General features: G+C 71.6%; 22 protein-coding genes. 8 read left to right on the top strand and 14 right to left on the bottom strand.

The genetic code is table 11. From position 1 onward, the window contains the following. Positions 1 to 243 precede the first annotated feature (243 nt). The 4 genes from AB0I32_RS15590 to AB0I32_RS15575 form a co-directional block, all read right to left on the bottom strand. The gene (locus AB0I32_RS15590; protein ID WP_357507472.1) at positions 244 to 1206 is read right to left on the bottom strand and encodes a hypothetical protein; all 963 of its coding nucleotides are present in this window, start codon (positions 1204 to 1206) and stop codon (positions 244 to 246) included. A gap of 226 nt (positions 1207 to 1432) precedes the next feature. After that, a complete protein-coding gene (locus tag AB0I32_RS15585; protein ID WP_357507470.1) occupies positions 1433 to 2059 on the bottom strand; it encodes a DUF6580 family putative transport protein in 627 nt (208 codons plus the stop codon). Further along, entirely contained in the window at positions 2038 to 2487 is a 450-nt protein-coding gene (locus tag AB0I32_RS15580) for a DUF4430 domain-containing protein (RefSeq protein WP_357507468.1), read from the bottom strand. The genes AB0I32_RS15585 and AB0I32_RS15580 overlap by 22 nt, the downstream gene beginning before the upstream one ends. A 110-nt stretch (positions 2488 to 2597) precedes the next feature. After that, positions 2598 to 4721: a DNA topoisomerase IV subunit B gene (locus AB0I32_RS15575; protein WP_357507466.1), complete on the bottom strand. Its 2124-nt coding sequence runs from the start codon at positions 4719 to 4721 to the stop codon at positions 2598 to 2600. A 189-nt stretch (positions 4722 to 4910) separates the two neighbouring features. On the opposite strand from AB0I32_RS15575, the gene AB0I32_RS15570 reads away from it, so the two are divergent. Then, positions 4911 to 5150 carry a hypothetical protein gene (locus AB0I32_RS15570; protein ID WP_051109391.1) on the top strand — a complete coding sequence of 80 codons (240 nt, stop codon included), beginning with the start codon at positions 4911 to 4913 and terminating at the stop codon, positions 5148 to 5150. 114 nt (positions 5151 to 5264) lie between these two features. Here the strand turns inward: AB0I32_RS15570 and AB0I32_RS15565 are convergent, their stop codons facing one another. From AB0I32_RS15565 to AB0I32_RS15550, 4 genes are all read right to left on the bottom strand, one after another. Beyond that, positions 5265 to 6899 carry a SpoIID/LytB domain-containing protein gene (locus AB0I32_RS15565; RefSeq protein ID WP_357507464.1) on the bottom strand — a complete coding sequence of 545 codons (1635 nt, stop codon included), beginning with the start codon at positions 6897 to 6899 and terminating at the stop codon, positions 5265 to 5267. Positions 6900 to 6987: 88 nt separating this feature from the next. After that, entirely contained in the window at positions 6988 to 8670 is a 1683-nt protein-coding gene (locus AB0I32_RS15560; protein ID WP_357507462.1) for an RNA polymerase sigma factor, read from the bottom strand. A 326-nt stretch (positions 8671 to 8996) separates the two neighbouring features. Then, positions 8997 to 9362: a universal stress protein gene (locus AB0I32_RS15555; RefSeq protein WP_357443479.1), complete on the bottom strand. Its 366-nt coding sequence runs from the start codon at positions 9360 to 9362 to the stop codon at positions 8997 to 8999. Positions 9363 to 9457: 95 nt separating this feature from the next. Next, positions 9458 to 10837, bottom strand: a complete 1380-nt coding sequence (locus AB0I32_RS15550; protein WP_357507460.1) for a DUF4192 domain-containing protein — start codon at positions 10835 to 10837, stop codon at positions 9458 to 9460. A gap of 129 nt (positions 10838 to 10966) precedes the next feature. On the opposite strand from AB0I32_RS15550, the gene AB0I32_RS15545 reads away from it, so the two are divergent. Together AB0I32_RS15545 and AB0I32_RS15540 are read left to right on the top strand one after the other, a co-directional pair. Next, on the top strand, positions 10967 to 11554 hold the full coding sequence (locus tag AB0I32_RS15545; RefSeq protein WP_357507458.1) for a hypothetical protein: 588 nt from the start codon (positions 10967 to 10969) through the stop codon (positions 11552 to 11554). Between the two features lie 9 nt (positions 11555 to 11563). Further along, positions 11564 to 12712: a polyprenyl synthetase family protein gene (locus AB0I32_RS15540; protein WP_357507456.1), complete on the top strand. Its 1149-nt coding sequence runs from the start codon at positions 11564 to 11566 to the stop codon at positions 12710 to 12712. Between the two features lie 15 nt (positions 12713 to 12727). Here the strand turns inward: AB0I32_RS15540 and pknB are convergent, their stop codons facing one another. Then, positions 12728 to 14602 (bottom strand): Stk1 family PASTA domain-containing Ser/Thr kinase, encoded by a 1875-nt coding sequence (pknB, locus tag AB0I32_RS15535; RefSeq protein ID WP_357507454.1) that lies wholly within the window; start codon positions 14600 to 14602, stop codon positions 12728 to 12730. Between the two features lie 125 nt (positions 14603 to 14727). On the opposite strand from pknB, the gene AB0I32_RS15530 reads away from it, so the two are divergent. Next, positions 14728 to 15093 carry an Rv2175c family DNA-binding protein gene (locus AB0I32_RS15530; protein WP_357507452.1) on the top strand — a complete coding sequence of 122 codons (366 nt, stop codon included), beginning with the start codon at positions 14728 to 14730 and terminating at the stop codon, positions 15091 to 15093. A gap of 43 nt (positions 15094 to 15136) precedes the next feature. Further along, positions 15137 to 15754: a 4'-phosphopantetheinyl transferase superfamily protein gene (locus tag AB0I32_RS15525; protein WP_357507450.1), complete on the top strand. Its 618-nt coding sequence runs from the start codon at positions 15137 to 15139 to the stop codon at positions 15752 to 15754. Here the strand turns inward: AB0I32_RS15525 and AB0I32_RS15520 are convergent. Continuing rightward, positions 15751 to 17127 (bottom strand): class II 3-deoxy-7-phosphoheptulonate synthase, encoded by a 1377-nt coding sequence (locus tag AB0I32_RS15520; RefSeq protein WP_357507448.1) that lies wholly within the window; start codon positions 17125 to 17127, stop codon positions 15751 to 15753. The two genes, AB0I32_RS15525 and AB0I32_RS15520, sit on opposite strands and share 4 nt — an antisense overlap. Before the next feature lie 55 nt (positions 17128 to 17182). Continuing rightward, positions 17183 to 18409, bottom strand: a complete 1227-nt coding sequence (locus AB0I32_RS15515) for a pyrophosphate--fructose-6-phosphate 1-phosphotransferase (protein ID WP_357443522.1) — start codon at positions 18407 to 18409, stop codon at positions 17183 to 17185. Between the two features lie 546 nt (positions 18410 to 18955). Here AB0I32_RS15515 and AB0I32_RS15510 point away from each other — a divergent pair. Further along, the gene (locus AB0I32_RS15510; protein ID WP_357507446.1) at positions 18956 to 19492 is read left to right on the top strand and encodes a GNAT family N-acetyltransferase; all 537 of its coding nucleotides are present in this window, start codon (positions 18956 to 18958) and stop codon (positions 19490 to 19492) included. Between the two features lie 116 nt (positions 19493 to 19608). On the opposite strand, the gene AB0I32_RS15505 is transcribed toward AB0I32_RS15510, so the two are convergent. Next, a complete protein-coding gene (locus tag AB0I32_RS15505; protein WP_357507444.1) occupies positions 19609 to 21441 on the bottom strand; it encodes an AMP-dependent synthetase/ligase in 1833 nt (610 codons plus the stop codon). Between the two features lie 165 nt (positions 21442 to 21606). On the opposite strand from AB0I32_RS15505, the gene AB0I32_RS15500 reads away from it, so the two are divergent. Beyond that, positions 21607 to 22551, top strand: coding sequence for an ROK family glucokinase (locus AB0I32_RS15500; protein ID WP_116676022.1), 945 nt, complete (start codon positions 21607 to 21609; stop codon positions 22549 to 22551). A gap of 108 nt (positions 22552 to 22659) precedes the next feature. Here AB0I32_RS15500 and AB0I32_RS15495 read toward each other — a convergent pair whose 3' ends face one another. Next, positions 22660 to 23268 carry a hypothetical protein gene (locus AB0I32_RS15495; RefSeq protein ID WP_357507442.1) on the bottom strand — a complete coding sequence of 203 codons (609 nt, stop codon included), beginning with the start codon at positions 23266 to 23268 and terminating at the stop codon, positions 22660 to 22662. Positions 23269 to 23324: 56 nt separating this feature from the next. Here AB0I32_RS15495 and AB0I32_RS15490 point away from each other — a divergent pair, with 56 nt between their 5' ends. Continuing rightward, positions 23325 to 24089, top strand: coding sequence for a lysophospholipid acyltransferase family protein (locus AB0I32_RS15490; protein WP_357507440.1), 765 nt, complete (start codon positions 23325 to 23327; stop codon positions 24087 to 24089). Positions 24090 to 24111: 22 nt separating this feature from the next. Here the strand turns inward: AB0I32_RS15490 and AB0I32_RS15485 are convergent, their stop codons facing one another. Further along, complete coding sequence (locus AB0I32_RS15485) at positions 24112 to 25119, bottom strand: LacI family DNA-binding transcriptional regulator (protein WP_357507438.1); 1008 nt, start codon at positions 25117 to 25119, stop codon at positions 24112 to 24114. Positions 25120 to 25289: the final 170 nt, after the last annotated feature.

The raw sequence follows: 25289 nt of genomic DNA, 5'->3' as shown, positions 1-25289 counted from the left end.
TCCTCGTTGAGGTCCTCGGACGCTCGACACTGAGCGCCCGGGCCCACGAGCGGGCCGTTACTGACTCTAACCGCAATAGCGTCCGGGTGAAAGCGTCCGGGTGAAAGATGCCGCCCGACGGCGGTGCGCGCTGACGAGCACACGCGCCGCCGTCGGGCGGCGAGCCACTGCAGAGGCCTTGGTCTACCTGTCACCGGAGCGACCCGCCTGGCCGGTCACGACCGGCCAGCCAGGGCTCGCGGGTCAGGACTGGCCGGCTCCCGCGCTCACTATCGACTTCACCTGGGAGGCCGAGTCGAGCCGGTAGGAGTAGGGGACGCTCGCGACCGAGCCGCCCTGCTGCCCTCCGCCCGAGTTCACGAAGTGGTTGTTCCGGGCCAGGAGGCCGCCCGCACTGGACGATCCCTCGCCGCGGTGGAACGGGTCCTCGGTGTTCTCGAAGTAGTTGCCCTCGACCAGCACCCCGGCTTCCTGGGTCGAGGCCACGCCGTAGCTGCCGACGTTCGTGTACAGGTTGTTGAACACGTGCACCGGGTTGCCGAAGCGGACGCGCGGGTTGCGCTGGTTGGTCCCGTCGAACCAGTTGTGGTGGTAGCTGACCCGCAGGTGTCCGCGGTCCTGGGACCCGTTGTCGTCGGAGTGGCCGACGAGCGAGTTCTTGTCCTGCCCGTCGAAGTGGTTCCACGAGATGGTGACGAAGTCCGACCCGCGCTTCGTGTCGACCGAACCGTCGTAGCCCGTGCCGAACGTGTTGTGGTCGATCAGCACGTTGGTGGACGTCTCGATGTTGATCGCGTCGTCGTCCCAGCCGTTGAACGCCAGGTTCTCGACGATCACGTTCTTGACCTGGCGGACGTTCAGGCCGCAGCCGCTGAGGCGCGCACCGGACGCCCCCCGGAGGGTCTTGTTCGAGCCCACCCGGATCATGCCGCTGCACGAGATGTTGCCCGAGACCTCGACGACCTTCGCCGTGCTGCCGTCGAGGGCGGCGGTCAGCTCCGACACCGTCCGCACGGTGACCTTCGAGGCGCCACCGCCGCCCGTGGTGCCACCGTTCTGCGCGGCCCAGCCGACCGCCGTGGCGGTGACCGCGGCCGGCGCGGGCTCCGCGCTGGCGAGACCCGGGGCCAGGACGGTGCTCGCGACGAGCACGGCTCCCGCTCCGAGACCGCCGATGAGCACTGCCGTACGTCGTGCTCCAGCCATGTTGATCTTCCTCCTCGTTGAGGTCGACCGGGGACAGCGCGGCCACATCGGCCGGTCGTGCACGGTGCTGCCCTCGAGCGTCGTCGATCCAGGCAGCTGCCCGTGCGACCGCACACAGAAACCGCTTTCCCCCTGGTTTGTATGAGATTGCGGCACCTGAGGGGGTGAAGTCAACAGAGTACTAAGTACCTGCTTTGAACCGGTTTATCACCCGGAACGTTCCGGCTCAGCTCTGTACCGCGCGCAGGCTGCCCGCGGCCTCTGCCCGGGCCTCCGCCCGCTCCACCATCGAGGCGATCACGGCGGCGAGCGGAACCAGGACGAGGTTGCCCAGCAGCATGGTGCGCAGGAACGGCAGGCCTGCGACGTAGCTCGCGAGGAGCCCGTCCAGGGTCGCCGGGTACATCCCGTCCATCAGCCAGACGCCGAAGTTGGTCCACGCGAAGAACCACAGCGAACCGCCCACGCCCACGCCGAGCGCGGCGGCGTACCGGCCCGGGCCGTGCAGGTGCCGCGCGAGGATCGCGCCGAGCCCGATCACCGCCCACGCCGACCAGGTGAACCACATGATCTGCGTGTTGCCGAGCACCGCGTCGCTGACGGCCACCACGGCGAACGGCACGACCGCCGCCCAGCGGTTGCGCAGCAGCAGCACTGCGAGGAACGTCGCCGCGGTGGCGATCTCCAGGTTCGGCGGCGCGCCCAGCCCCGGCGCGACCAGGCGCCACGCGACGGCGGCGGCCAGCACGAGCACCACCGTCGCGGGACGCCACCAGCGGTGCGCCAGCTCCGCGATCGTCAGGTCGCGTCCCCGGCCGTCTGCCTGGGGTGTCAGTACGTCTCGATCGTCCACGTGATCTCCTGACCGTCCTCTGTCTCCAGTGTGCCCGCCCCGACCTGCGCGGGCTCGCCGTCCACGGACAGCGACCAGAACTCCTTCTTCGAGTCGTCCGCGGCGCGGCCGCCGATGGCTGTCACGAACGCGTTCTCGCCCTCACCGGTGACCTCTGCGGACGGGTCCGCCTCGAGCAGCAGGTCGAGCGCGGTGGCTCCGGTGCGGCCCGCGTAGCTGAAGGTCTCCGCCCCGGCCGACGGCGAGGCGTCGTCGGACGGAGAGGCGCCGGCCGGCGGCGAAGCGGCGTCCGACTGCGCGCTCAGCGTCGCCGGGACGATCGGCTCCGGGTCGGCAGCGCCGCCGCAGGCCGCCAGCAGGCCGGTCAGGAGAAGTGCGGCGGTCGCCGCACCGAGGGCCCGGAGCGGGCGGACAGAAGTCGTGTTCACGCCGCCGAGTGTAGGTCGGCGCGCGCAGCCCGGCGCAGCCGTCCCAGCCCTCGGCGCCCGCCCTGCAGGCCCCGGGTCAGGTCGCGCACCCCGGGTCAGCTGTCTCCGGGTCAGATGTCGATGCGGGAACGGTCCAGCTCGGCGGCACCGGCGATGAGGAACTCCTTGCGGGGTGCCACGTCGGTGCCCATCAGGAGCTCGAACGCCCGCTCCGCCGCCTCGGCGTGCTCCGCCGTGACGCGCCGCAGGGTGCGGTGGCGCGGGTCCATGGTGGTCTCCGCGAGCTGGTCGGCATCCATCTCGCCCAGACCCTTGTACCGCTGGATGTCGGGCTTGTAGCGGCGTCCGGCCCGGTCGAGCTTCTTGAGCGTGGCGCCCAGCTCGGCCTCCGAGTACGTGTAGACGTACTCGTTCTTGCGCCGGCCGTTGCCGATCACCTCGACGCGGTGCAGCGGCGGGACCGCCGCGAACACGCGGCCGGCCTCCACCATCGGCTTCATGTACCGGTAGAAGAGCGTCAGCAGGAGCGTGCGGATGTGGGCGCCGTCGACATCGGCGTCGGTCATCATGATGATCTTGCCGTAGCGGGCCGCCTCGAGGTCGAACGACCGGCCGGAGCCCGCGCCGAGGACCTGGATGATCGCCGCGCACTCCGCGTTGCGGAGCATGTCGCTGATCGACGCCTTCTGGACGTTGAGGATCTTGCCGCGGATCGGCAGCAGCGCCTGGAAGTCGCTGGAGCGCGCGAGCTTGGCGGTGCCGAGCGCGCTGTCGCCCTCGACGATGAACAGCTCGGACCGGTCCACGTCGTTCGAGCGGCAGTCCGCCAGCTTGGCGGGCAGCGAGGAGGTCTCCAGCGCGTTCTTGCGACGCGAGATCTCCTTCTGCTTGCGGGCGGTGATGCGCGCGCGCATCTCGGCGACGACCTTGTCGAGCAGCAGCGAGGCCTGCGTCTTCTCGTCACGCTTGGTGGAGTTCAGGCGGGCGTGGATCTCCTGCTCGACCACGCGGGAGACGATCTGGCGTACCGGGCCGGTGCCCAGCACCTCCTTGGTCTGCCCCTCGAACTGCGGCTCGGAGAGGCGCACGGTGACCACGGCGGTGAGGCCCGCGAGCACGTCGTCCTTCTCGATCCGCTCCGCGCCGTCCTTGGCCGAGACCTTGAGCTTGCGCGCGTTGGTCTCCACGCCCTTGCGGAGCACCTTGAGGAGGCCCTGCTCGAAGCCCGTCAGGTGCGTGCCGCCCTTGGGCGTCGAGATGATGTTGACGAAGGAGCGCACCTCGGTGTCGTAGCCGGTGCCCCAGCGCAGCGCGATGTCGACCTCGCAGTCCCGCAGCACCTCGCGCGGCGTCATGTGGCCACGCTCGTCCAGCACCGGGACGGTCTCCTTGAAGGTGCCTGCGCCCTGGAGCACCCAGGTCGCGGTCACGGGCGAGTCGGGGGCCAGGAACTCGACGAAGTCGGCAGCACCGCCGTCGTGCTTGAAGACCTCCTCGTGCGGCCCGTCCTCGCCGGGCGTGCCGGGCAGCCCGCGCTCGTCGCGCACGCGGATCTCGAGACCCGGCACGAGGAACGTGGTCTGCCGCACGCGGGTGACCAGCTCGTCATAGCTGAACACCGCGGACTTGGGGAAGATCTGCCGGTCGGCCCAGTAGCGCACGCGGCAGCCGGTGCGGCCGCGCGGCACCTTGCCCGACACGACGAGCTCGGAGTGGTCGACGAACGGCTGGAACGCCGCGTCCGGGTCGGGCCCGGAGGCCGGGTCGGAGAACCGCCCGGGCTCGCCGCGCTGGAAGGTCATGCGGTGCGTCTTGCCGCCGCGGTCCACCTCGACGTCGAGGCGCGCGGACAGCGCGTTGACCACGGAGGCGCCCACGCCGTGCAGACCACCGGACGCCTGGTAGGAACCGCCGCCGAACTTGCCGCCGGCGTGCAGCTTGGTGAAGACCACCTCGACGCCGCTCAGGCCGGTCTTGGGCTCGATGTCGACCGGGATGCCACGACCGTCGTCGGACACCGTCACCGACGTGTCGGCGTGCAGCACGATGCCGATCTTCGAGGCGTGCCCGCCCAGGGCCTCGTCGACGGAGTTGTCGATGATCTCCCAGAGGCAGTGCATCAGGCCCCGGGAGTCGGTGGTCCCGATGTACATACCGGGACGCTTGCGAACCGCCTCGAGACCTTCGAGGACGGACAGGTGGCGAGCGGTGTACGACTCGGACGTTGCGGTCACGGCGACAGCGTAGACGAGGTCACCGACAACGCAGGTGAGGAGGGCCGGTGAGGCGCCTCACGGCCGGTCGCCCGTGAACAAATTCACCCCATGACGGAAATTACCCTTTCAGCGCAATTGGGGGCGGATGGGGCCCAAGACTGTGAGGCACGCCGCTATGCTCGCAGCGAACCGGCCACCCGGGCTGGCATGAACCGCGCGAGCGAATGGTTGGATGGAGATGTGACGACCTTGACGACCGAACCGCTCACCGCCCTCGACCGCTGCGACCGCTGCGGCGCGCAGGCTTATGTGCGCGTCGTTCTGCCCGTGGGCGAGCTGCTCTTCTGCGGCCACCACGCCCGCGCACACGCGTCCGCCTATGCGGACGTCGCCACCCATGTCCAGGACGAGACCGACCGGCTCCACGCGGAGCACGGTCAGGCCTGAGATCCAGGCCGGACACCCACCGGACCGCTAGATCCAAGACGGCGGTGAGTCACCCAGCGAGGTGACTCACCGCCGTCGGCATGCCCGTTGCCCCCGGCGAAGCCGGGACCACCGCTATCTCGTCGCGGTCACCGTGTCCACCCAGGAGCCCTGGAGGCCGAGGGCGGTCCGCCAGCCCTCGGCCGTGTCGGTCAGCGTCCGGACGGTGCCCTGGGGTGAGACCGCCTGCATGGTCTTGACCTGACCGCTCGAGTAGCGCTCGGTGACCGCTACCGACCTGACCCAGCCGAGCTGGAAGATGCTCTTCGCGGTCGCCTGCGTGAGCGTGCCCGTCCACGACGTGTTCGGGTTGCCCGGTGCCTGCACCGAGTAGGGGTCCGCCACGTGCGCGAGGTGGGACTGCGGGGCAGTGCCGAACGCGTCCTGGTTGCCGGCGGTACCGGAGAAGGCGCCCCCGTGGCCTGACGACGCGAAGTACGGCGTCTCCGCGATCCCGGCCGACGCGTTGCGCACCACCGTGACCGTCGAGGCGCCGTCCTGCCGGGTGGCGTCGACCGCCGCGCGCCACGCCTCGCCCGCCTCGCCGCCCTCCCTCGTCCAGCCGGTGTAGTTCTGGCTGCTGGTGTCGTCGTAGAGATGGCAGTCGCACGCGGCCTTCAGGCCCTCGACCTTGTCCAGGATGGCGTAGTTGCGGGCGACTATCGCCTGCGCCTCGAGAGCCGCGGCGCCGCCGTAGGCGCTCGTCCCCCACAGCGCCGGCATCTCCTCGATCCCGTAGAGGTACTCGTCGTTGATGACCACCTGGTTGACCACGTTGGGCCGGGCATTGAGGTCCGTGACACGCAGCCTGCCGTGGCGGTAGCTGCCGTGGGCGCCGGACACCGTCACCGTGCCCGCGGTCCCCGCCCAGTAGTCGGTGCCCGTCCACTCGAGCTGGAGGGCCGGGCGGGCGCCGATCGTCTGGCGTACCGTGCCGTTCTCGGTGATCCTCGCGGTGAGGCCCGCCGTCGTGCGGGCCACCGAGATCTTGCGGGCCGACGTGCCCGTCGCGAGCTGGCCCCCGGCGCCGTCGAGCAGCCGCCACGAGCCCGCGGACAGACTGAGGGTGGTGGTGGTCGGGTCGCTGGTCCTGCCGAGCACGTGGACGTCGATGGACGTCCACGGGTTGTTCGCGGTGCTCACCGTCGCGCCCGGGTAGTAGTAGCGCAGGATGTCCGACGCCGTGCTACCGGTGCGCGCCATCTCGTAGGCGCCGTACTGCGACATGCCGACGCCGTGGCCCGCGCCGGAGCCCGCGAGGCTCCACGAGCCGGGCACGACCGTCACGGTGAGGGTCGCGCTCGTCGCCTGGGTCGTCTTGAACCGGTACTTCGTGGTCGCTGCCGGGTTGACCGACGCCGTCGCCTTGCCGGCCGACGTGCCGGTCGAACCCGTGGTCACGGTCCGGTCCCGGACCCACGAGCCGTTGCTGTACCTCTGCAGCGACACGGCGGCGTTCGCCACGGGAGCGCCGTCGCGCTGATAGAGCACCGTGAGCGTCTTCGCCACGGCCGCTGTGGTGGTCGATGTACCGGACGCGGTGAGCGTGTAGCCCGCCGCAGCGGAGGCGGGCGACGCGAAGAGGCCCGTCCCGATCAGCAGAGCGAGGACCAGTGCGAGGAATGGAGCGAGCCCGGAGGCTGTCCGGACCGGCGGTGTTCCAGCGGCCGGCCGTGCTCGGGAAGCTGCTCGGGAGGTGGCGCTGGACATGAGGGACACATCGGGCACATTTCCACACGACGACGCCGGGCGGGAATCCTTCCGAAGAAGGTTCACCCGCCCGGCGTGGAGGTTCTACCTAGTCGAGGTAGTCGCGCAGCACCTGCGACCGCGAGGGGTGGCGCAGCTTCGACATCGTCTTGGACTCGATCTGGCGGATGCGCTCACGCGTCACGCCGTAGACCTTGCCGATCTCGTCGAGCGTCTTGGGCTGGCCGTCCTGCAGGCCGAACCGCATGGAGACCACGCCGGCCTCGCGCTCTGAGAGCGTGTCGAGCACCTGGTGCAGCTGCTCCTGCAGGAGCGTGAACGACACCGCGTCCGCTGGCACGACCGCCTCGGAGTCCTCGATGAGGTCGCCGAACTCGCTGTCGCCGTCCTCACCGAGCGGGGTGCTCAGCGAGATGGGCTCGCGGCCGTACTTCTGGACCTCGACCACCTTCTCGGGCGTCATGTCGAGTTCCTTGGCCAGCTCCTCCGGCGTGGGCTCGCGGCCCAGGTCCTGGAGCATCTGGCGCTGCACACGGGCCAGCTTGTTGATGACCTCGACCATGTGCACCGGGATACGGATGGTACGGGCCTGGTCGGCCATGGCTCGGGTGATCGCCTGACGGATCCACCAGGTGGCGTACGTCGAGAACTTGTAGCCCTTGGTGTAGTCGAACTTCTCGACCGCACGGATCAGACCGAGGTTGCCCTCCTGGATCAGGTCCAGGAACAGCATGCCGCGGCCCGTGTAGCGCTTGGCCAGGGAGACCACGAGTCGGAGGTTGGCCTCCAGCAGGTGGTTCTTGGCGCGCTTGCCGTCGTGCGCGATCCACTTGAGGTCGCGCTCGAACCGGCGCTGGTCCTTGTCGTCCCGGTTGAACTCCGTGGTGGCAAGGCGCTCTTCCGCGAACAGGCCGGCCTCGATGCGCTTGGCGAGCTCGACCTCCTGCTCCGCGTTCAGCAGCGCGACCTTACCGATCTGCTTCAGGTAGTCCTTGACCGGGTCGGCCGTGGCGCCGGCGGTGACGACCTGCTGCGCGGGCTGGTCGTCGTCGTCCTTGTCGGAGACGACGAAGCCTGCGCTCTCGTCACCCTCCTTCGCCGCCTTGCCACCGCGACCGCGGGTCGCCTTGGTGACGATCTCGGGACCGGCGTCGGACTCTTCCTCGGGGTCCTCGACGGCGACGCCGTCGGGCTCGATGTTGTCGTACTTCGACTTGCCCCGAGCGGCGGGCTTCTTGGCGGCGGTCTTCGCCGCCGGCTTCTTGCGCGCGGTCGTGGCGGCCTCGTCGTCGAGGTCGACGTCGTCGACGTCGATCAGCTCGATGTCGTCGACCTCGTCGATCTCGTCGGCGTCCTTCGGCTTCGCGGTGGAGCGCGCCGGAGCCTTCTTGGCGGGGGCCTTGGCGGCCGTCGCACGGGTGCGCCGGGCGGGCTTCGCCTCGTCGCCGTCGGCGGGCGCCTTGGCGACCGCGGTGGAGCGGGTAGCCGCGGCGGCGGCGACCTTGGTCACGGTAGGCAGTCCAACCTGCACGCCGGCGTTGGCCAGTGCGCGCAGCACCGCCTTGAGCCGCCTGGCGTCACCGACCTCCGCGTTCTCGCATGCGCGCCGGAAGCTCTCGGCGTCGACCGAGCCGTCGGCGGCACCTCGAGCAAGGAGCTCCTGCAGGGCAGGATGCTCGAACTCTCGGGGCAGGTTGTCGCGTGCAGGGACAGGAGCGGTATCCTGGGGGGCTTTCAGCGGAGTGGGCGCCACAAACCGACCTTTCGGCATTCGAGGGGGCGGTGTACCGCCGGCGGGGCCTTCACTGGACCTTCTTCTTCCGCCGGCGAACATATATATTGTACCGTCGGCCTCCATGTACGCCGCGACGAACGCGGTGATATGGGCAAAGTCAGTGCGAAGTCACGTCTGGCGGGGCAGCCCCGCGGGTGTATCTGATCTCGCGTGCCAAGAGTCAACGAACCACACGGCCCGACCATTCCCGTTTCCGGCGAACTGCTCGGGGCCAGGCTCGTGACCAGGGCCGGGACCGGCAACCGGTCGGATCGGGTCAGATCCTGACCGCGGCAGACTTCACCTCGTCGGACCTCACCGCGTCAGACCTTCACCGCCAGGACCGGGCACGGCGCCTCGACCAGAATCCGCTGGGCACCCGCGCCCAGGATGAGCTTTCCGACGGGGCTGCGCTTGCGCAGGCCGATCACGATGAGATCGGCGCCGGCGCTCGTGGCGATGCGGATCAGGTCCTCGGCGAGGTCGCCGGTGCCGTGCTCCACCCGCACGTCGACGTCGCCGGCGAGGCTGCTGACGAGCTCGTCGGCCTCGGCCCTGCACTCGTCCTCCGGGCGCTTGCCGTTGGTGACGACGACCAGCGGGACGTTGCGCTCCCTGGCCTCGGTGACAGCGGAGCTGAGAGCCTCTTGGCCCTCTGGCGTGGCGAGGTGGCCGACGACGATCGTCATGCTCCCGACGCTACCGCACGTCACGACCCTCGCAGTGCCTCACCCGCAGTGCGTCCCCCGCAGTGCATTCCCCGCAGTGCGTCCCCCGCGGTGCGTCACACGGCCGCCACCTCCTCCGGTCCCGGCTCCCCGCCGAGCGGACCCTGCCGCGAACCCTGCTCGCGCCGCACCCAGCCCGGAGGCACTCCCCCGGCGATCGCCCCACGGAGCAGCAGCGCGAGCCGGTAGCCAGGATCCACGCCGAGCGTGTCGGAGACCCGCTCGGCAGCCAGGCCGCCGTCACCGCGCCACCACGCGATGAGCGCCAGCAGCACGTAGGCGGGGGCCCGTCGGTTCCGTGGGACATGCGTGACAACGGCCTCCAGCACGTGACGCGCCGCACGAGTGATCGCCTCGTCCGGCGGGACGCCCTGCTCCGGGTCGACGATCCGCGCCATCACCGCCCCCGTCGCCGTGTCCGTGTCGCCGTCCGTCTGCCGGCGCGCGGTCCGCAGCGCCGCCTCCTCGGTGCCCGGCGCCAGGCTCAGCAGCACCGCGTCCCGCACGGGAATGTCCGCGAGCGCCGCACCGATCTTCCCGAGGTCGACCGGAGACAGCGTCAGTGGTTGTCCCGGCCGCACGTCGCCCGCGACGCGCATCGCGGAGCGCCACAGGTCGAGGCTCTCGGCGCCCCAGTCCCCCAGCTCACGCTCGGCGCGCAGGGCGTGCGCCTCGACCGCCCGCGGCCCGAAGGCGGCCCCCTGCCGTTGCTCGGCGCGACCGGCCGGGGTCGTGCGGTCGACGGGTCCACCGCCGTCCGAGAACCTGGTGCCGTTCAGGAGCCGACGGTAGGTGTCGGTCCAGCGGGCCGCCGCGCGCCGGGCCTGGGTCCTTGCGTGCTCGGGCGCGGCGCGCAGGGCGTACCGCTCCTCGCGGGTGCCGGCAACGGTGCGGCCCTCGAGCACCATGTGCGCGGCGACCCGGCTGCTCTTCAGCACGGACAGCGGCCGGCCCTCCGCCGGGCAGCACGTCGGGTCCGCGCAGTCGAGCGCCCGGAAACCCGTCGGGGCGACGAGCCAGGCCTCGGTGCCGGGGAGCCTGCGTTCGAGCCGTGCTCGCAACAGGTCGACGGCGCGGCGCGCGGCCCCCGACGGCACGGTCGGGTCGGTGGCGGTGTACAGGACCACCACGGCGCGGTCCGCGCCGTCGGCCACCACGTGGTCGGTCAGCCAGCGGGCGGTGGCCGCGCCGTCGGGCCCGTCCGGATCGTCCGGCTGCCGCAGGCGGAGGTCGGCGAGGTCGACCCTGGCCACGAGCCCTACCCGCTGGCGCGGCCCGGTCAGGCTCACCGCGACCACCGACTCAGCGGGCTCGAAGCCGAGCCGGTACGGGATGTAGGCGAGCAGGTCCTCCGGTCCGGCGACGCGGACCACCGTGGCGGTCGGCGCCGCCGACCGCCGGCCGAGGTTCTTCGAGGTGATGTCCTTGGGGTTCATGCCTCGATCCCAGCCGCTCGCCGGGGTCGCGGCGCGCCCAGGAGCGCCGTGTGGACAACGGATCTCCTGTGGTCGGGCTCGGCGCCGCGCGCTGTCCTCGCGAGGGTCTCTCCCGCTACCGTGTGCAACGTGCCCCACCTCGCCACCGCCCGCCGCACGGCAGCGCTCGCCGCCGCGATCGGGCTGGCGCTCGCGACAGCGGGGTGCGGCACCGGCAGCGCCGGGACGGAGCCGCGGACGTCGGGCGCGACCGCGGAGAGCACGCCGGAGGCCCGCGCGGCGGTGTCGGGCGGCCCTGCCGAGCTGCCGACCTTCGACCCCTCGTCCGCGGTCGCCACCTATGCGGAGGGTTTCCCGGTGGACCTGTTCCCGATGCCGGAGGGGGCCACGCTGCTCGCCTCCTCGGCGGCTCCCGCACCTGCTCCGGAGGACACGAAGGGCTCGAAGAGCAAGCCGGTCCCGATGACGCAGGTGACGCTCAACCTGGCGTCGGGTCTGCCGACCTCGAAGGTGGTCGCCCAGGCCAAGCAGATCCTGGTCGAGCAGGGTTTCGAGCAGATCGCGGCCCCGGAGTCGAGCGGCCTGACCGCTCAGACCGCCTTCCTGCGGGTCTCCCGGACGAAGGCGGGCGAGATCCAGGAGTCGCTGGTCGTGGGTGTGCTGGACGACGGGGAGCGGCGCCTCGCCTCGATCAGCGGCACGGTCCGTACCCCATAGGCTGGTGCCGTGTCCGTATCACCCGCCCGTACCGGTGCCCTGAACCCCGCAGCCCTGCTCGACACCGAGAATCTCCGTGCCGACGTCGATGCCGCGGTGACCGCTCACCTCGGCCGGCTGGCCGCCGAGGTCGGCGCGATCAACCCCAGCGCCGAGGCGATCGTCGAGGAAGCGGCAGGGCTGCTGATGGGCGGCAAGCGGCTGCGGGCCGCGTTCTGCTACTGGTCCTTCCGGGCACATGGCGGCTCCCCCGATCCCACCGACGTGGCCAGGGTGGCCACGGTCCGGGTGGGCGCCGCGCTCGAGCTCTTCCAGGCCGCGGCCCTGCTGCACGACGACGTGATGGACAACTCCGACACCCGCCGCGGCCGCCCCACCACACACCGCGCGTTCGCCGCCAAGCATGCTGACGCCGGCTGGTCCGGCGAGCCGGTGCGGTTCGGCGACGCGACGGCGATCCTGCTCGGGGACCTCGTGCTCCTCGCCGCCCAGCGTGAGCTCTCCGCGGCGCTCGCGCCGCTTCCGGCCGAGGTCGCCGAGGCGGCCCGCGCCCGGTTCGACACCATGCAGAGCGAGGTGGTCGTCGGCCAGTACCTCGACGTGCTGGTCCAGGCGGAGCCCTGGGGCGACGACCCCGCCTCGGACGAGGAGCGGGCGCGGAAGGTGCTGCGCGCCAAGTCCGCCAGCTACTCCGTGGCCGCGCCGCTCGCGCTGGGCGCGCTGCTGGCCGGCCGGGGAAGGCAGGCGGCGGCCGGGATCGAGGCGGCCGGCCTGCCCCTGGGCGAGGCCTTCCAGCTCCGCGACGACGTGCTCGGTGTCTTCGGCGACCCGGCGGTCACGGGCAAGCCCGCCGGCGACGACCTGCGCGAGGGCAAGCGCACGGTGGTCGTGGCGCGCACCCTCGCCCTGCTGCCCGACCCGGACGGGTCCGACGCCGCGACGCTGACCGCGGCGCTCGGGGACCCCTACCTCTCCGAGGAGGACGTCACCAGGGTCCGCGAGGTGATCGTCGGCTCGGGTGCGCTGGACGCCGTCGAGCACCTCATCGACGACCTCGCCGTCCGGGCGCACGCCCTGCTGGACCTCGCGGAACTGAGCGAGCCGGGCCGGAGCGTGCTGACCGACCTGGCCCACGCCGCCGTCGACCGGGCTGCGTGAACCGCGCCGGTCAGGTCACAGGGTCCAGATCGTGACGACGCCGCCCTGCTCCAGCTGCTCCCCAGCGGCCGGATCGGACTCCAGGACGCCGCCGAACAGCTCGCCGAAGCCGCGTACCTCCACGTCGTAGCCGGCCTTCTCGAGCAGTTCCCGCGCTTCCTCGACGGTCATGCCGACGACGTAGGGGACGGTGCCCTCCGGGCCCATGCTGACGACGAGCGTGACGGTGCCGCCCTGCTCGGCGCCCTTGCCCTCGCCGGGGTCGGTCCGGATTACCGTGCCGGCCGGCACCGTCTCGTCGAAGGCGTCGTCGCGCGCCACCTTGAACCCCTCGGCGCTCAGCGCGTCGGTGGCGTCGTCGACCTCCAGCCCAGCGACGTCGGGCACGACGACCGGCGGCGGGCCGTCCGAGACGGTCAGCCGGACGGGCTCGTCCGTCGGCACCATGCCGTCACGGACCGAGGCCCAGATGACCTCGTCTCGCGGGCCGTCGTTCGTGTACTCGCGCGAGACCTTGATATCGGTGAAACCCACACCCTCCAGGGCGGACCGCGCCTCGTCCTCCAGCATGCCGACCAGGCCCTCCGGCACCTCGGCCAGCTCCTGCCCCAGCGAGACCACCAGGCGCACCGGCTGGTCGCGGTGCCAGCGCTGCCCCTCGTCGGGCACCACCGAGATGACCTCGCCCTCCGGTACGTCGGAGTCGTGCTGCTCGACGCTCGACGACGTCAGCCCGACCCCGGTCAGCGCCTCCTCGGCAGCCTGCGCGCTGGCACCCACCACGCCGTCGGGCACCACCGAGTAGGCACCCGGGCCGCTCTCGGTGTACCACCAGGCACCGGCGAGGACCGCTATCAGCGCGAGTACCAGCAGGATCTTGCCGCCCCGCCGGGGCTCCTCCACGGGCGCAGGAGGGGGCGGGGGCGGCTGCTGGGCGACCCAGCGCCCGGCCGCCGGCCGTTCCACCACCGCGGTACGCGCCGCCCTCACAGCGGACGACGACGGCGGCGGCGCTGCGTTGGCGGGTATGTCCAGCACCTCGTTCGGGATCTGCCGGAATGTGTTCCGGAGCGCGTCCAGCGCGACGGCGGCGTCGCGCGGGCGACGGTCCGGGTCGCGGGCGGTGAGCGCACGGACGAGCAGGTCCAGCGGGCGGCCCAGATGGCCCGCGAACGCGCTCACGGGCGGCACGTCGCTGTTGACGTGCGCGTACGCGACCTGGATGGGCCCCTCCCCCGCGTGCGGCAGGCGGCCCGTGAACATCTCGAAGGCGAGGATGCCCACGGCGTACACGTCGGCGCGCATGTCGACGTGCCCCGTCGAGATCGTCTCGGGAGCGAGGTAGGCGACGGTGCCCAGCACGGTGCCCGTCGTCGTGTTGGACACCTCGGAGATGGCGCGGGCCAGGCCGAAGTCCGCGACCTTCGGGCGGCCGGTGCCCGCCTCCAGCAGCACGTTCTCGGGCTTGATGTCCCGGTGCACTATCCCCTTGGCGTGCGCGGCGGCCAGCGCCGAGAGCACCACGTCGAGGACCGCGAACGACCGGCGCAGCGTCAGCTCCCCGGTGCTGATCAGGTGGCGCAGGTTGGTACCCGGCACGTACTCCATGGTCAGGTAGCGCATGTCGCCGTCGGTGCCCTGGTCGTAGACCGCCACCACACCGTGGTGCTGCAGGCCCGCCGCCGAGCGGGCCTCGCGCTCGAAGCGCTCCCGGAAGCTCGCGGCCTGCTCGCCGTCCGCCAGGTGGGGGTGCATCACCTTCAGGGCGATCTCACGGTTCAGGCGGCTGTCGTGCGCGCGGTACACCGTGGCCATGCCGCCACGCGCCACGCGCGCGACTATCTGGTACCGCCCGTCGACCAGGCGGCCGATGAGAGGGTCTGCCGTCACCTGAGCCACGGTGGGAGTGTACGGGTGGCCGCCCACGCTCCGACTAAAACTCTCATTGTGGACACCAGGCCGTTGCCGGATCGTTGCGGCGCCCCGGCCCGTGCCCTGTCGCATACCCTTCTACCGTGACAGATCTCGACGCCCTCGTTGGCGAATGGCTGAACCTGCCCGACCTCTCCGAGATCCTCGGCATCGAGGTCGGCAAGGCGCGTGGCCTGGTCCGTGACCGGCACGTCGTCGGTATCAAGCGTGGCGAGCGCACCATCTTCGAGGTGCCCGCCAAGTTCGTGCTGCCGGAGGTCGACGGCCGCCCCGGCGTCATCCCGACGCTGCGTGGCACCGTGATCGTGCTGGCCGACGCCGGGTTCACCGACGAGGAGATCCTCGAGTGGCTGTTCACGCCGAACGACGAGCTCGGTGAGCCGCCCGTCGACGCCCTGATCAGCGGCAAGCGCGCAGCGGTGCGCCGGGTGGCGCAGACGCTGCTCTAACCCCTTGGGCCTCGTCCGCCGGGCCGTCGGTCCCGGACCCGCGGTGCACACCCTCTGGGGCACCGCGACGCCGCCATCGCCGCTGACGCCCGCGGAGGCTCGCGTCATCGCCGCCGCGGTGCCTTCGCGGCGCCGGGAGTTCACGGCGGGCCGCGCGTGCGCCCGCGTGGTGCTCGAAGAGCTCGGGCACCACGACTGGTCCCTGCTCCCCGGGCCGCGCAGGGAGCCGCTGTGGCCCGACGGCGTGGTGGGGAGCATCAGCCACTGCCCGGGGCTCGCGGTGGCGGTGGCGGCCCGTTCGGCCGACGCGCTCGCGATCGGGATCGACGTCGAGACCGACGCCCCCTTGCCCGCGAACGTGGTGGGATCTGTCATGGACGCCGGTGAGGCCCAGGCGATCGAGCAGCTGGCGGCGCAGGACCCGCCGACGCCGTGGGAGCGGCTGCTGTTCAGCGCCAAGGAGTCGGTCTACAAGGCGTGGTACCCGCTGCGGCACGAATGGCTCGGCTTCGAGGACGTCGGCATCGAGCTGAGCCCCGACGGCACGTTCCTTGCGCGCATCCGCCGCGCGGACACCGCTCCGCTCCCCCGGGTGCTCAGCGGCCGCTGGGCCCGGGGGAACGGCGTGGTGGTCACCGCCCTGGTACTGCCCGGGCGTTAGGCACGCAGCATCGCCGCCACCTGGAACGCGAGCTCCAGCGACTGCTGGTGGTTCAGGCGCGGGTCCACGAGGGTCTCGTAGCGCAGCGCCAGCCCCGCGTCGGAGATCTCCTCGGCGCCGCCCAGCACCTCGGTGACGTCGTCGCCCGTGAGCTCCATGTGCAGCCCGCCCGGCACGGTGCCCAGTGTCTTGTGCACCTCGAAGAACCCGGCGACCTCGTCGAGCACGTCCGTCAGACGGCGGGTCTTGTACCCGCTGTCCGAGGTGATGGTGTTGCCGTGCATCGGGTCCGTCACCCACGTGACGTTCGCGCCGGACCAGGTCACGGCCTCGACGATGGTCGGCAGCACGTCGCGGACCCGCCCGGCGCCCATGCGCGTGATGAACGTGAGCCGTCCCGGCACGTTGTCCGGGTTCAGGCGTTCGGTGAGCGCCAGGGCGTCGTGCGGCGTCGTCCCGGGACCGAGCTTCACGCCTATCGGGTTGGCGATGCGGGACATGAAGTCGACGTGGGCGCCGTCGAGCTGCCGGGTGCGCTCCCCGATCCAGAGGAAGTGCGCGCTGGTGTCGTACGCCTTGCCGGTGCGCTGGTCGGTGCGGGTCAGCGCGCGTTCGTAGTCGAGCACGAGGGCCTCGTGGCTCAGGAAGAACTCGACGGAGCGCAGGGCGTCGAAGTCGGCGCCGCACGCGTGCATGAACCGGATGGCGCGGTCGATCTCGTCCGCCGTCTTCTCGTACCGCGCGTAGGCGGGGTTGCGCATGAAGCCGCGGTTCCACTCGTGCACCTGGCGCAGGTCGGCGAAGCCACCCTGCGTGAAGGCCCGCACAACATTGGCCGTGGCGGCGGAGATCCGGTAGGCCTGCTCGAGCCGTTCCGGGTCGGGGATGCGGGCCTGAGGTGTGAATGGGAACCCGTTGATCATGTCGCCGCGGTAGGCGGGCAGGGTCACGCCGTCGCGGGTCTCGGTGTCGCTGGAGCGCGGCTTGGCGTACTGGCCCGCCATCCGGCCCATCTTCACGACCGGCGTGCTCGCCCCGTGGGTGAGCACCACCGCCATCTGCAGGATGGTGCGGACCTTGTTACGGATGCGGTCGGCGTTCGCCTCGGCGAACGTCTCCGCGCAGTCCCCGCCCTGGAGCAGGAACGCCTCACCCCGACCGGCGGCGGCAAGCCGCTCGGTCAGGACGTCGGCCTGTGCGGGCACCACGATGGGCGCGGCCTGCGCCAGGCGGCCGGTGGCGGCAGCGAGCGCCGCCGGGTCCGGCCACGTGGGCTGCTGGAGCGCCGTGAGCGTGCGGTAGTGGTCCAGACCTGCCGGGTCGGCCGACCGTTCGGCCGGATCTGTCGCCGCCGGATCCGTCACAGTGCTCATCGGCGCGCCGGTCCGTCCGCTACCACGTCCGCTACCAGTGGTGCCCGCACGGTGCTCAGTGCTCCGCCGGGGCGGCAGGCACGAGCGGCTGGCCGATGTCCGCGAGGAGCTCGCCGAACCACTCCTGCGAGACGTCGAACGCCTTGCCGCCGGCGATGCGCGGGAACGCGATCGCCTTGAGGCGGTCGCCGTCCTCCTCGTCGTGGCCGATGACGCCGGACTCGCCGCGCAGAGCGCACTCCACCGCGTAGTCGGTCATCGACTTGATCAGGCGCAGGTCGTCGCTGTTCGCGGCCGCCGCGCGCGAGTAGTAGCCCGACTTCTGCACCATGGTCTTCTCGGCGCCCAGCTTCTCCGCGAACTGCTTCGCGAACCACTGGCCGGGGTTGATCGTGTCGAGCTTGACGTGGCCGAAGGGGTCGCGCTCCACGGTCTCGCCGGCCGCCTCGAGCTGGGCCACGATCTCGTGCATGCCCGCACCCTCCGAGAGGAAGATGTTGACGTTGCCGATCTCGTCCATGACGCCGCGCAGGCGCTTGGCCTCACCCTCGAGGTCGATCTCCAGCTCGGGCAGGAACACCGCGTGCACGTCCCAGCGCTCCTTGCTGAGGCCGAGGGCGGGTGCCCACTCCTGCTCGTCGAGCCACTCGCGGTACTTGCCGGCCGTCGCGGCCGTCAGCCAGCCGCAGTGGCGGCCCATGACCTCGTGCACGATCAGCATGCGCGGGCCCACGCGGTTCTCGCCGATGATGTTGGCCGCGAACTTCGCGCCCTCCTCGGCGGCGGTCCACGCGCCCAGCGACTGCTTGATCGGCACGACGTCGTTGTCGATCGTCTTCGGCAGGCCGACGACGGTGAGCTCGTAGCCGTTGTCGTGCAGGTAGGCGGCCAGGTCGGCGGCCGTCGTGTTGGTGTCGTCGCCACCGATGGTGTGCAGCACGTCCACGCCGTCGGCCTTGAGCTGCTCCGCGGCGACGTGCAGCGGGTCCTGACCCTCCTTGACGAGGCCGCGCTTGACCGCGTCCTTGACGTTGGTGAGCTTGACGCGCGAGTTGCCGATCGGCGAGCCGCCGAACCGGTGCAGGACATGGGCCTGCGCGCGGGCCTCCTCGCCGATCTCGATCTTGTTGCCGGTCAGCAGGCCGTGGTAGCCGTGCAGGTAGGCGATGATCTCGATCTCGGGGTCGAGCTCGGTGTAACGCTCGATCAGGCCACCGACCGAGGACGACAGGCAGGGCGCGAAGCCGCCGGCGGTCAGCAGAGCCACACGACGAACAGCCATCTTCAGGAGCACCTCTCATCGGGAAACGTTCACGGGCGCCGCTGCCGGCGATCGCCCGCGCGGCACCCTTCGTCGTCATCCTACTGACGGCGGACGGCGGCGCCCGGCACGTCCGGTGAATGAGCACCTGGCCGGGGCCGTGGGGCTGATCGGCAGGCCCGGTACGTCGTCCCCCGGCTCGTCCGGAACCCGAGCTCTGGCGCCGAACCGCAAGCTGCACGTTCCCCGGGCAGCCCGGCCACGCCGAACCGCAAGCTCCACGTCCTTCGGGCAGCCCGGCCACGCCGAACCGCAAGCTCCACGTCCTTCCCGCGCGCGAACCGCAGGTTGATGGTCGTGAGGGGCGCTGATCGACGTGCGCCTTGCGGTTCGACGCCGGGATGGGTGACCACCTTGCGGTTCGGCGATCACGGATACCCGGCACTGCGACCAACTTGCGGTTCGGCCCCGGCCCCCGAACCCCCATGCACCTCGACTCGGGACCCCGGCACGTGAGATAATGCCAGCGAGCCTCCCGGTGCCTAACGGCCCGGGAGGCTTTCCGTTATGACGAACTCTCCGGGCCCGGCGCCCGCACACCTCACCATCCGCCCGACGACGCCCGCCGACCGCCCCGTGCTGGAACGGCTCTGGCTCCTGTTCCGGCACGACATGTCGGAGGTCTCGAGGGCGCTCCCCGACGCGAGCGGCCAGTTCCGGCGCGAACGGCTCGACGCAGCGTTCACCGACCCGGGCTGGCGGGGCCTCGTCGCACACCTCGACCCCGCCGACGGCGGCCCGGCGTCGCCCGTCGGGTTCGCGCTGGTGCGCGGTGTCGACGGGCCGACCCGCGTGCTCAGCTCGTTCTTCGTGGTGCGTGGCGCGCGCCGGGCCGGCATCGGGCGACAGCTCGCGGGGCAGGTGCTGGCGAGCTTCCCGGGACGGTGGGAGATCGCGTTCCAGGACGCCAACCCGCCGGCGGTGCGGTTCTGGCGGGCGGTGGCCACCGACGCCGTCGGGCAGGCGTGGACCGAGGAGCACCGGGCGGTGCCCGACCGGCCGGAGCTGCCGCCGGACACCTGGATCTCGCTGACGACCGGCTGACGGAGAGGCTGCGCCGAAGTAGAGCGGGTATCCGAGTCCGCGCGTGGTCATCCCACGTGGTCATCCCGCGTGGACCCGGACACCCGCTCTGCTTCGGCGCAGCCGGCCGAGGAGCCTCAGCCGATGAGGTGCAGGCTCTCCTTGTTCTTGTCCGCGTACAGGCGCTCGACGTCCGCGTCGAAGTCCTTCAGGAACACCGACCGCTTCACGCTCTGCTTCGGCGTGAGGTACCCGTTCTCGATGGTCAGGTCCTCCGCCAGCACCGTGTACTTGCGGATCGACTCGGCCTTCGAGACCGCCTTGTTGGCACGCTGCACCGCCTCGTCCAGCGCGGCCAGGACGTCGGGGTCCTTGCGGGCCTCCTCCACGGACAGCGCGGGCTTGCCGTGCATCTTCAGCCAGCCCGGCAGACCCTCGGCGTCGAGCGTCACGAGCGCGCCGATGTACGGCTTGTTGTCTCCGACCACCACGCACTGGCTGACCAGGGCGTGCGACCGGATCCGGTCCTCGAGGTTCGAGGGCGCCACGTTCTTGCCGCCCGCGGTCACGATGATCTCCTTCTTGCGACCGGTGATCGTGAGGAACCCGTCGTCGTCCAGCACCCCGAGGTCACCCGTCCGGAACCAGCCGTCCTCGGTGAACGACTCCGCGGTCGCGGCCTCGTTCTTGTGGTAGCCGCGGAAGATGTGGTGGCCCTTGAGCAGGATCTCGCCGTCCGCCGCGATCTTGGCGGCGCAGCCAGGGAGCTGCGGTCCGACCGAGCCGATCTTCGTCGCCGTCGGACGGTTCACGCTGGTCGGTGCGGTGGACTCGGTGAGGCCGTAGCCCTCGAGCACCTTCAGTCCCAGGCCGCGGTAGAAGTGGCCGAGGCGCTCGCCGAGCGGCCCGCCGCCCGAGACCGCGAACTCCGCCTGGCCGCCCAGCTTCGCCCGCAGCTTCGAGTACACCAGCGCGCTGGCGACCGAGTGCTGGAGCTTCAGACCCAGGCTCGGGCCCGACGGCGTGTCGAGCGCCCGCGACCACGCGATACCCGTCGCGGTGGCCCAGTGGAAGATCTTCGCCTTGCCGCCGGCCGCAGCTGTCTGCTCGGCGGTGTTGTAGACCTTCTCGAACACGCGCGGCACCGCGAGGATGAACGTCGGCCTGAACTCGCCGAGCCCGTCGACCAGCGTCGTCGTGTCGCCCCAGTGCCCGGTGACCACGCCGCCCGCGACGGCGAGCACGTGCACGTAGCGCGCGAACACGTGCGCCATCGGGATGAACAGGAGGGTGCGTCCGCCGTCCTTGGCGAACACCTCCGGCACGGCCTCGACGGCGTTCACGGCGAGCGACGCGAAGTTCCGGTGCGTGAGCTCGGCACCCTTGGGGCGGCCCGTGGTGCCGGAGGTGTAGATGATCGTCGCGAGGTCGTCGAGACCCGCGAGGCCCCGACGGCGGGTGATCTCGGCGTCGGGCACGTCCACGCCGTCGGCCGCCACCGCGTCCAGCGCGCCGTCGTCGATGACGAGCACGTCGGTAACGATCGGGCAGGCGGCACGCACCTCTTCGACGGTGGCGGCGTTGGCCGCGGTCTCCGTGAAGACGAGCTTCACGTCGGCGTCGGACAGGATCCACTCGACCTGCTCGGCCGAGGAGGTCTCGTAGACCGGCACGGGCACCGCGCCGGCGGCCCAGGCCGCGAAGTCGAGCACGGCCCACTCGTACCGGGTGCGGGACATGATCCCGACCTTGTCGCCGGGCTCGATACCGCGGGCCACGAGGCCCTTCGCCACGGCGACCACCTGGGCGTCGAACTGGCCGGCCGTGACGACCCGCCAGGGCTCACCCTTGCCGGCCGGGACCTCCATCATCGGCTTGTCGGCACCAGCGCCGACACGATCCGCGAGAACATCGTTGAGATTGGAGGTGGGGGGCAGCTCGATGAGGATCGGGCTGAAGATCTCGTCCATTCTGACTCCAGTGGCAGTACTGACCGTGCCTGCAAAGATACCGGGAAACGGACGCCGCGTGTTGCACTCCGGGCGGTCGCTACCCTGGTTCTGTGCACCTTTCGGTGCAGTCCCCTTCTCGACGGCCCGGGCGGCCGTCGTGCAAACGAGAGAACGTGAGGACGAATGCACGCCATCGGGGTCGACATCGGCGGCACGAAGATCGCTGTGGGAGTCGTCGACGAGGAGGGCAAGATCCTCGCCCAGGTACGCCGGGAGACCGACGCCGACGACGTCGCGCACATCGACAAGGCGATCGCCGACGCCTGCAACGAGCTCGTCCGCGAGCACGAGGTCGGCGCGATCGGGCTCGCCGCGGCGGGCTTCGTCAGCCCGGACCGGACGTCCGTGAACTTCGCCCCCAACATCGCCTGGCGGGAGTACCCGCTGGCCGCGAAGGTGGCCGAGCTGGTCGACGCCGACCTGCCCATCGTCGTGGAGAACGACGCGAACGCAGCGGGCTGGGCGGAGTTCCGGTTCGGCGCTGGCCGCGACGCCACCGACATGCTCATGCTCACGGTGGGCACCGGGCTCGGCGGCGCCGTGATCTCCGAGCGGGAGCTCGTGCGCGGAAAATGGGGCATGGCCGCGGAGGTCGGGCACATGCGCGTGGTGCCGGAGGGGCACTACTGCGGCTGCGGCCACGAGGGCTGCTGGGAGCAGTACGCGTCGGGCAGCGCGCTGGAGCGCGACGCCCAGCACGCCGCGGTGGCGCGCGACGGGCAGGCGAAGCGGCTGCTGGAGCTCGCGGGCGGCGACCCTGCCGGGATCCGCGGCAAGATGGTGACGCAGGCCGCCCAGGAGGGCGACGAGCTCGCGATCGAGCTGCTCGCCACCCTCGGGCGCTGGATCGGAGAGGGCTCGGCGTCGGTGGCGGCCCTGCTCGACCCGGAGCTCATCGTCATCGGCGGTGGCGTCGGCGCGGCCGGCGAGCTGCTGCTCGGTCCGGTCCGGCGGGGCTTCGAGGCCCAGCTGTCGGCGATGGGCCACCGGCCCGTGGCGAAGATCGAGCTGGCTGAGCACGGCAACGAGGCAGGCATCGTCGGCGCGGCCGACCTCGCCCGCCGCTGAGAGCCCCCAGCCGAAAACGTCAGAAGCTCAGTTCACCCGGGTGAACTGAGCTTCTGACATGTTCTACGGCGTGTTGCGGCGTCAGACGACGTCCAGTGCGGCGCGTCGTCAGACGACGGCGCCCGGTCCGTCGTCGTCGGGGTCCCGCTGGTGGGGCATGCGCCAGATCAGCACGCCGAGCCCGGCCACGAACAGGCCGAGGCCGACCTGGCCGGCCAGCGGCGGGATCGACACCGACGACATCGCCGCCGACACGATCATCCCGACCAGGGCCAGCACGGGGACACCCACGACGAAGCTCCAGGCCATCGTGAGCAGCGGGTCGCGCGACATCAGCGGCGGCGGCTCCGGCGGCGTGAAGTGGGAGTCGGCCTCCTCGAGCGCCTCGATCTCCGGCGTCAGCGGCCAGTCGCGCGGGCCGGCGGGCAGGATCACGCGCGCACCGGTCGCCGGCTCGTCGGAGCGCTCACCGGCACGACCGTCGACACGGTCGCCGGCGCCGTCGTCGGCGGTGCTCTCGTCATCCGGCCGCGAAGTCTGAGAGGATTCGGCGGGCTTCTCGGGGTCGTCGGCCGCGCCGTCGGCCCGCGAGGCACCCAGGTCGCCGAGGGTTGCGACGATGTCGGCCCAGCGCGAGGCCACGTCGTCGTCACCCAGCTCGCGTGGGGTGTCGCCGGGCACGTCGTCGTCTCGGTCGTCGGTGTTCGATGCGGCCATGCGCACACTCTATTGTCGTCGGGGGGCCCGCGGGGCCGGGTCCGGAGGAGGAAATCTTGTTCTACTGGGTGATGCGGAACCTGCTGGTCGGCCCGTGGCTACGCCTCGCGTACAAGCCGTGGGTCGTCGGCGCCAAGAACGTGCCGCGAACAGGCCCGGCGATCATGGCGAGCAACCACCTCGCGGTGATCGACTCGTTCATCCTGCCGCTCCTGATCCCGCGCCGGGTGACCTTCCTCGCCAAGTCCGACTACTTCACGGGCAAGGGCGTCAAGGGCAAGATCGTTGCCTGGTTCATGACGGGCATCGGCATGATCCCCGTGGACCGCTCCGGCGGCGCCGCGAGCGAGGCCGCGCTGCGCACGGGCCTGCGCGTGCTGCGCGAGGGCAACCTGTTCGGCATCTACCCCGAGGGCACCCGCAGCCCCGACGGCCGCCTCTACAAGGCGAAGACCGGTGTGGCCCGGATGGCACTGGAGTCGGGCGCCCCGGTCATCCCCGTCGCCATGGTCGACACCGACGTCGCCCAGCCGCCCGGGCGGGGCCTGCCCACCTTCATGCCGCTCGGGGCCGTGATCGGCGAACCGCTCGACTTCAGCCGGTACAAGGGCATGGAGACCGACAAGTTCGTGCTGCGCGCGGTCGCCGACGAGATCGAGTACGCGATCCTTGCGCTGTCCGGCCAGGAGTACGTCGACGCGTACGCGGCCAGCGCCAAGGAGCGCATGGCCCGCGGCGAACCCCTGCCCCCCGCGTCCGAGGAAGGCCCCGGTGGCCTGCCGCTCCCGGAGGTGGAGAAGCCGCAGCGCCCCACCCGCTGACCCTCACTCGGTCGTAAGCGGTTCAGCGGCGTGGCGGGGCCGTCGACGAGCGTTCCACCAGGGTGGTGGCCAGCTCGGTGCGGAGCGTGTGGCCGCTGGCCGTGCGGGCCCGGTGCACCAGGTCGACGGCGGTCGCGCCCATCTCCGCGAGCGGCTGGCGCACCGTGGTGAGCGCCGGGTCGATCCACGGCGCGATCGGCAGGTCGTCGAAGCCGACGAGCGAGACGTCGCGCGGCACCGAGAGCCCGGCCTCACGCAGGGCGCGCAGCGCGCCGAGGGCCGTGTCGTCGCTGCTGGCGAAGATCGCTGTGGGCGGCTCGTCCAGGGCCATGAGCCGCTGGGCACCCTCGTACCCTGACGTCACGCCGTAGGCGCCGACGTACACGAGCTCGTCGTCCGTGGGGGCGCCGGCCCGGATCATCGCGGCGCGGTAGCCCGCGAGCCGCGCGATGGCGTTGTCCTGCTCGAGCGCGCCGGTGATCGTGGCGATGCGGCGGTGGCCGAGCCCCAGCAGGTGCGCCGTCGCCTCGAGCCCGCCCTGGAAGTTGGTCGCGCCGACACTGAGCATGCCCTCGGGCGGCCGCTGCCGCGGGTCGACAACGACGAGCGGCGTGCCCGTGTCCTCCAGCGCGCGCCGCGCGTCGGCGTCGGGCACCGCGACGATGCTGACCAGGCCGTCGGTGCCGCGCTCCAGCGCGTGCCGCACCCAGGCGCTGCAGTCGTCGGGATCGGGCTCGACCGCCAGGACGACGTCGAGGCCGAACCGCCGGGCGCCCGCGACGGCACCGCGGACCACAGCCTCGGACCACGTGCCCTCGAAGTCGACGATCCGCACGTCGATCATGCCCGTTGGCTTCGCCGACGGCGGGCGGACGACGTACCCGTGCCGCTCCAGCACCTCCGTGACCCGCGCACGGGTGGCGCCCGCGACGTCGGGCCGCGTGTTGAGGACCTTCGAGACCGTCGGGACCGAGACGCCCGCCTCGGCCGCGACGACCGCGAGCGGGATGCGGGACTGGTCCTGTGCCATGGGTCCTCCGTCGGCCTGGGCGAGATCGAGTTTCCGAAATCAGGATCGTAGCCGACGCCGGGACGTGCATCGCAACGGCGGTCGTACCTGGGTCGCGTTCCGGCGAAATCCTGGTGCCGTTCCGGCCACGACCGGCGATATCTCGGCACGCGCCGCCATTGACAGCGCTA

The organism is Promicromonospora sp. NPDC050249, assembly GCF_040656015.1.
Taxonomy (GTDB): domain Bacteria; phylum Actinomycetota; class Actinomycetes; order Actinomycetales; family Cellulomonadaceae; genus Promicromonospora.
This window is presented reverse-complemented; position numbering and strand designations above follow the sequence as displayed.

Excerpts from the sequence above, each read along its gene's own strand:
- AB0I32_RS15590 (WP_357507472.1), bottom strand. The coding sequence starts at position 1,206 with ATGGCTGGAGCACGACGTACGGCAGTGCTCATCGGCGGTCTCGGAGCG.
- AB0I32_RS15570 (WP_051109391.1), top strand. The coding sequence starts at position 4,911 with ATGAACCGCGCGAGCGAATGGTTGGATGGAGATGTGACGACCTTGACG.
- AB0I32_RS15565 (WP_357507464.1), bottom strand. The coding sequence starts at position 6,899 with ATGTCCAGCGCCACCTCCCGAGCAGCTTCCCGAGCACGGCCGGCCGCT.
- AB0I32_RS15560 (WP_357507462.1), bottom strand. The coding sequence starts at position 8,670 with ATGCCGAAAGGTCGGTTTGTGGCGCCCACTCCGCTGAAAGCCCCCCAG.
- AB0I32_RS15555 (WP_357443479.1), bottom strand. The coding sequence starts at position 9,362 with ATGACGATCGTCGTCGGCCACCTCGCCACGCCAGAGGGCCAAGAGGCT.
- AB0I32_RS15550 (WP_357507460.1), bottom strand. The coding sequence starts at position 10,837 with ATGAACCCCAAGGACATCACCTCGAAGAACCTCGGCCGGCGGTCGGCG.
- AB0I32_RS15520 (WP_357507448.1), bottom strand. The coding sequence starts at position 17,127 with ATGAGCACTGTGACGGATCCGGCGGCGACAGATCCGGCCGAACGGTCG.
- AB0I32_RS15515 (WP_357443522.1), bottom strand. The coding sequence starts at position 18,409 with ATGGCTGTTCGTCGTGTGGCTCTGCTGACCGCCGGCGGCTTCGCGCCC.
- AB0I32_RS15510 (WP_357507446.1), top strand. The coding sequence starts at position 18,956 with ATGACGAACTCTCCGGGCCCGGCGCCCGCACACCTCACCATCCGCCCG.
- AB0I32_RS15505 (WP_357507444.1), bottom strand. The coding sequence starts at position 21,441 with ATGGACGAGATCTTCAGCCCGATCCTCATCGAGCTGCCCCCCACCTCC.
- AB0I32_RS15500 (WP_116676022.1), top strand. The coding sequence starts at position 21,607 with ATGCACGCCATCGGGGTCGACATCGGCGGCACGAAGATCGCTGTGGGA.
- AB0I32_RS15495 (WP_357507442.1), bottom strand. The coding sequence starts at position 23,268 with ATGGCCGCATCGAACACCGACGACCGAGACGACGACGTGCCCGGCGAC.
- AB0I32_RS15485 (WP_357507438.1), bottom strand. The coding sequence starts at position 25,119 with ATGGCACAGGACCAGTCCCGCATCCCGCTCGCGGTCGTCGCGGCCGAG.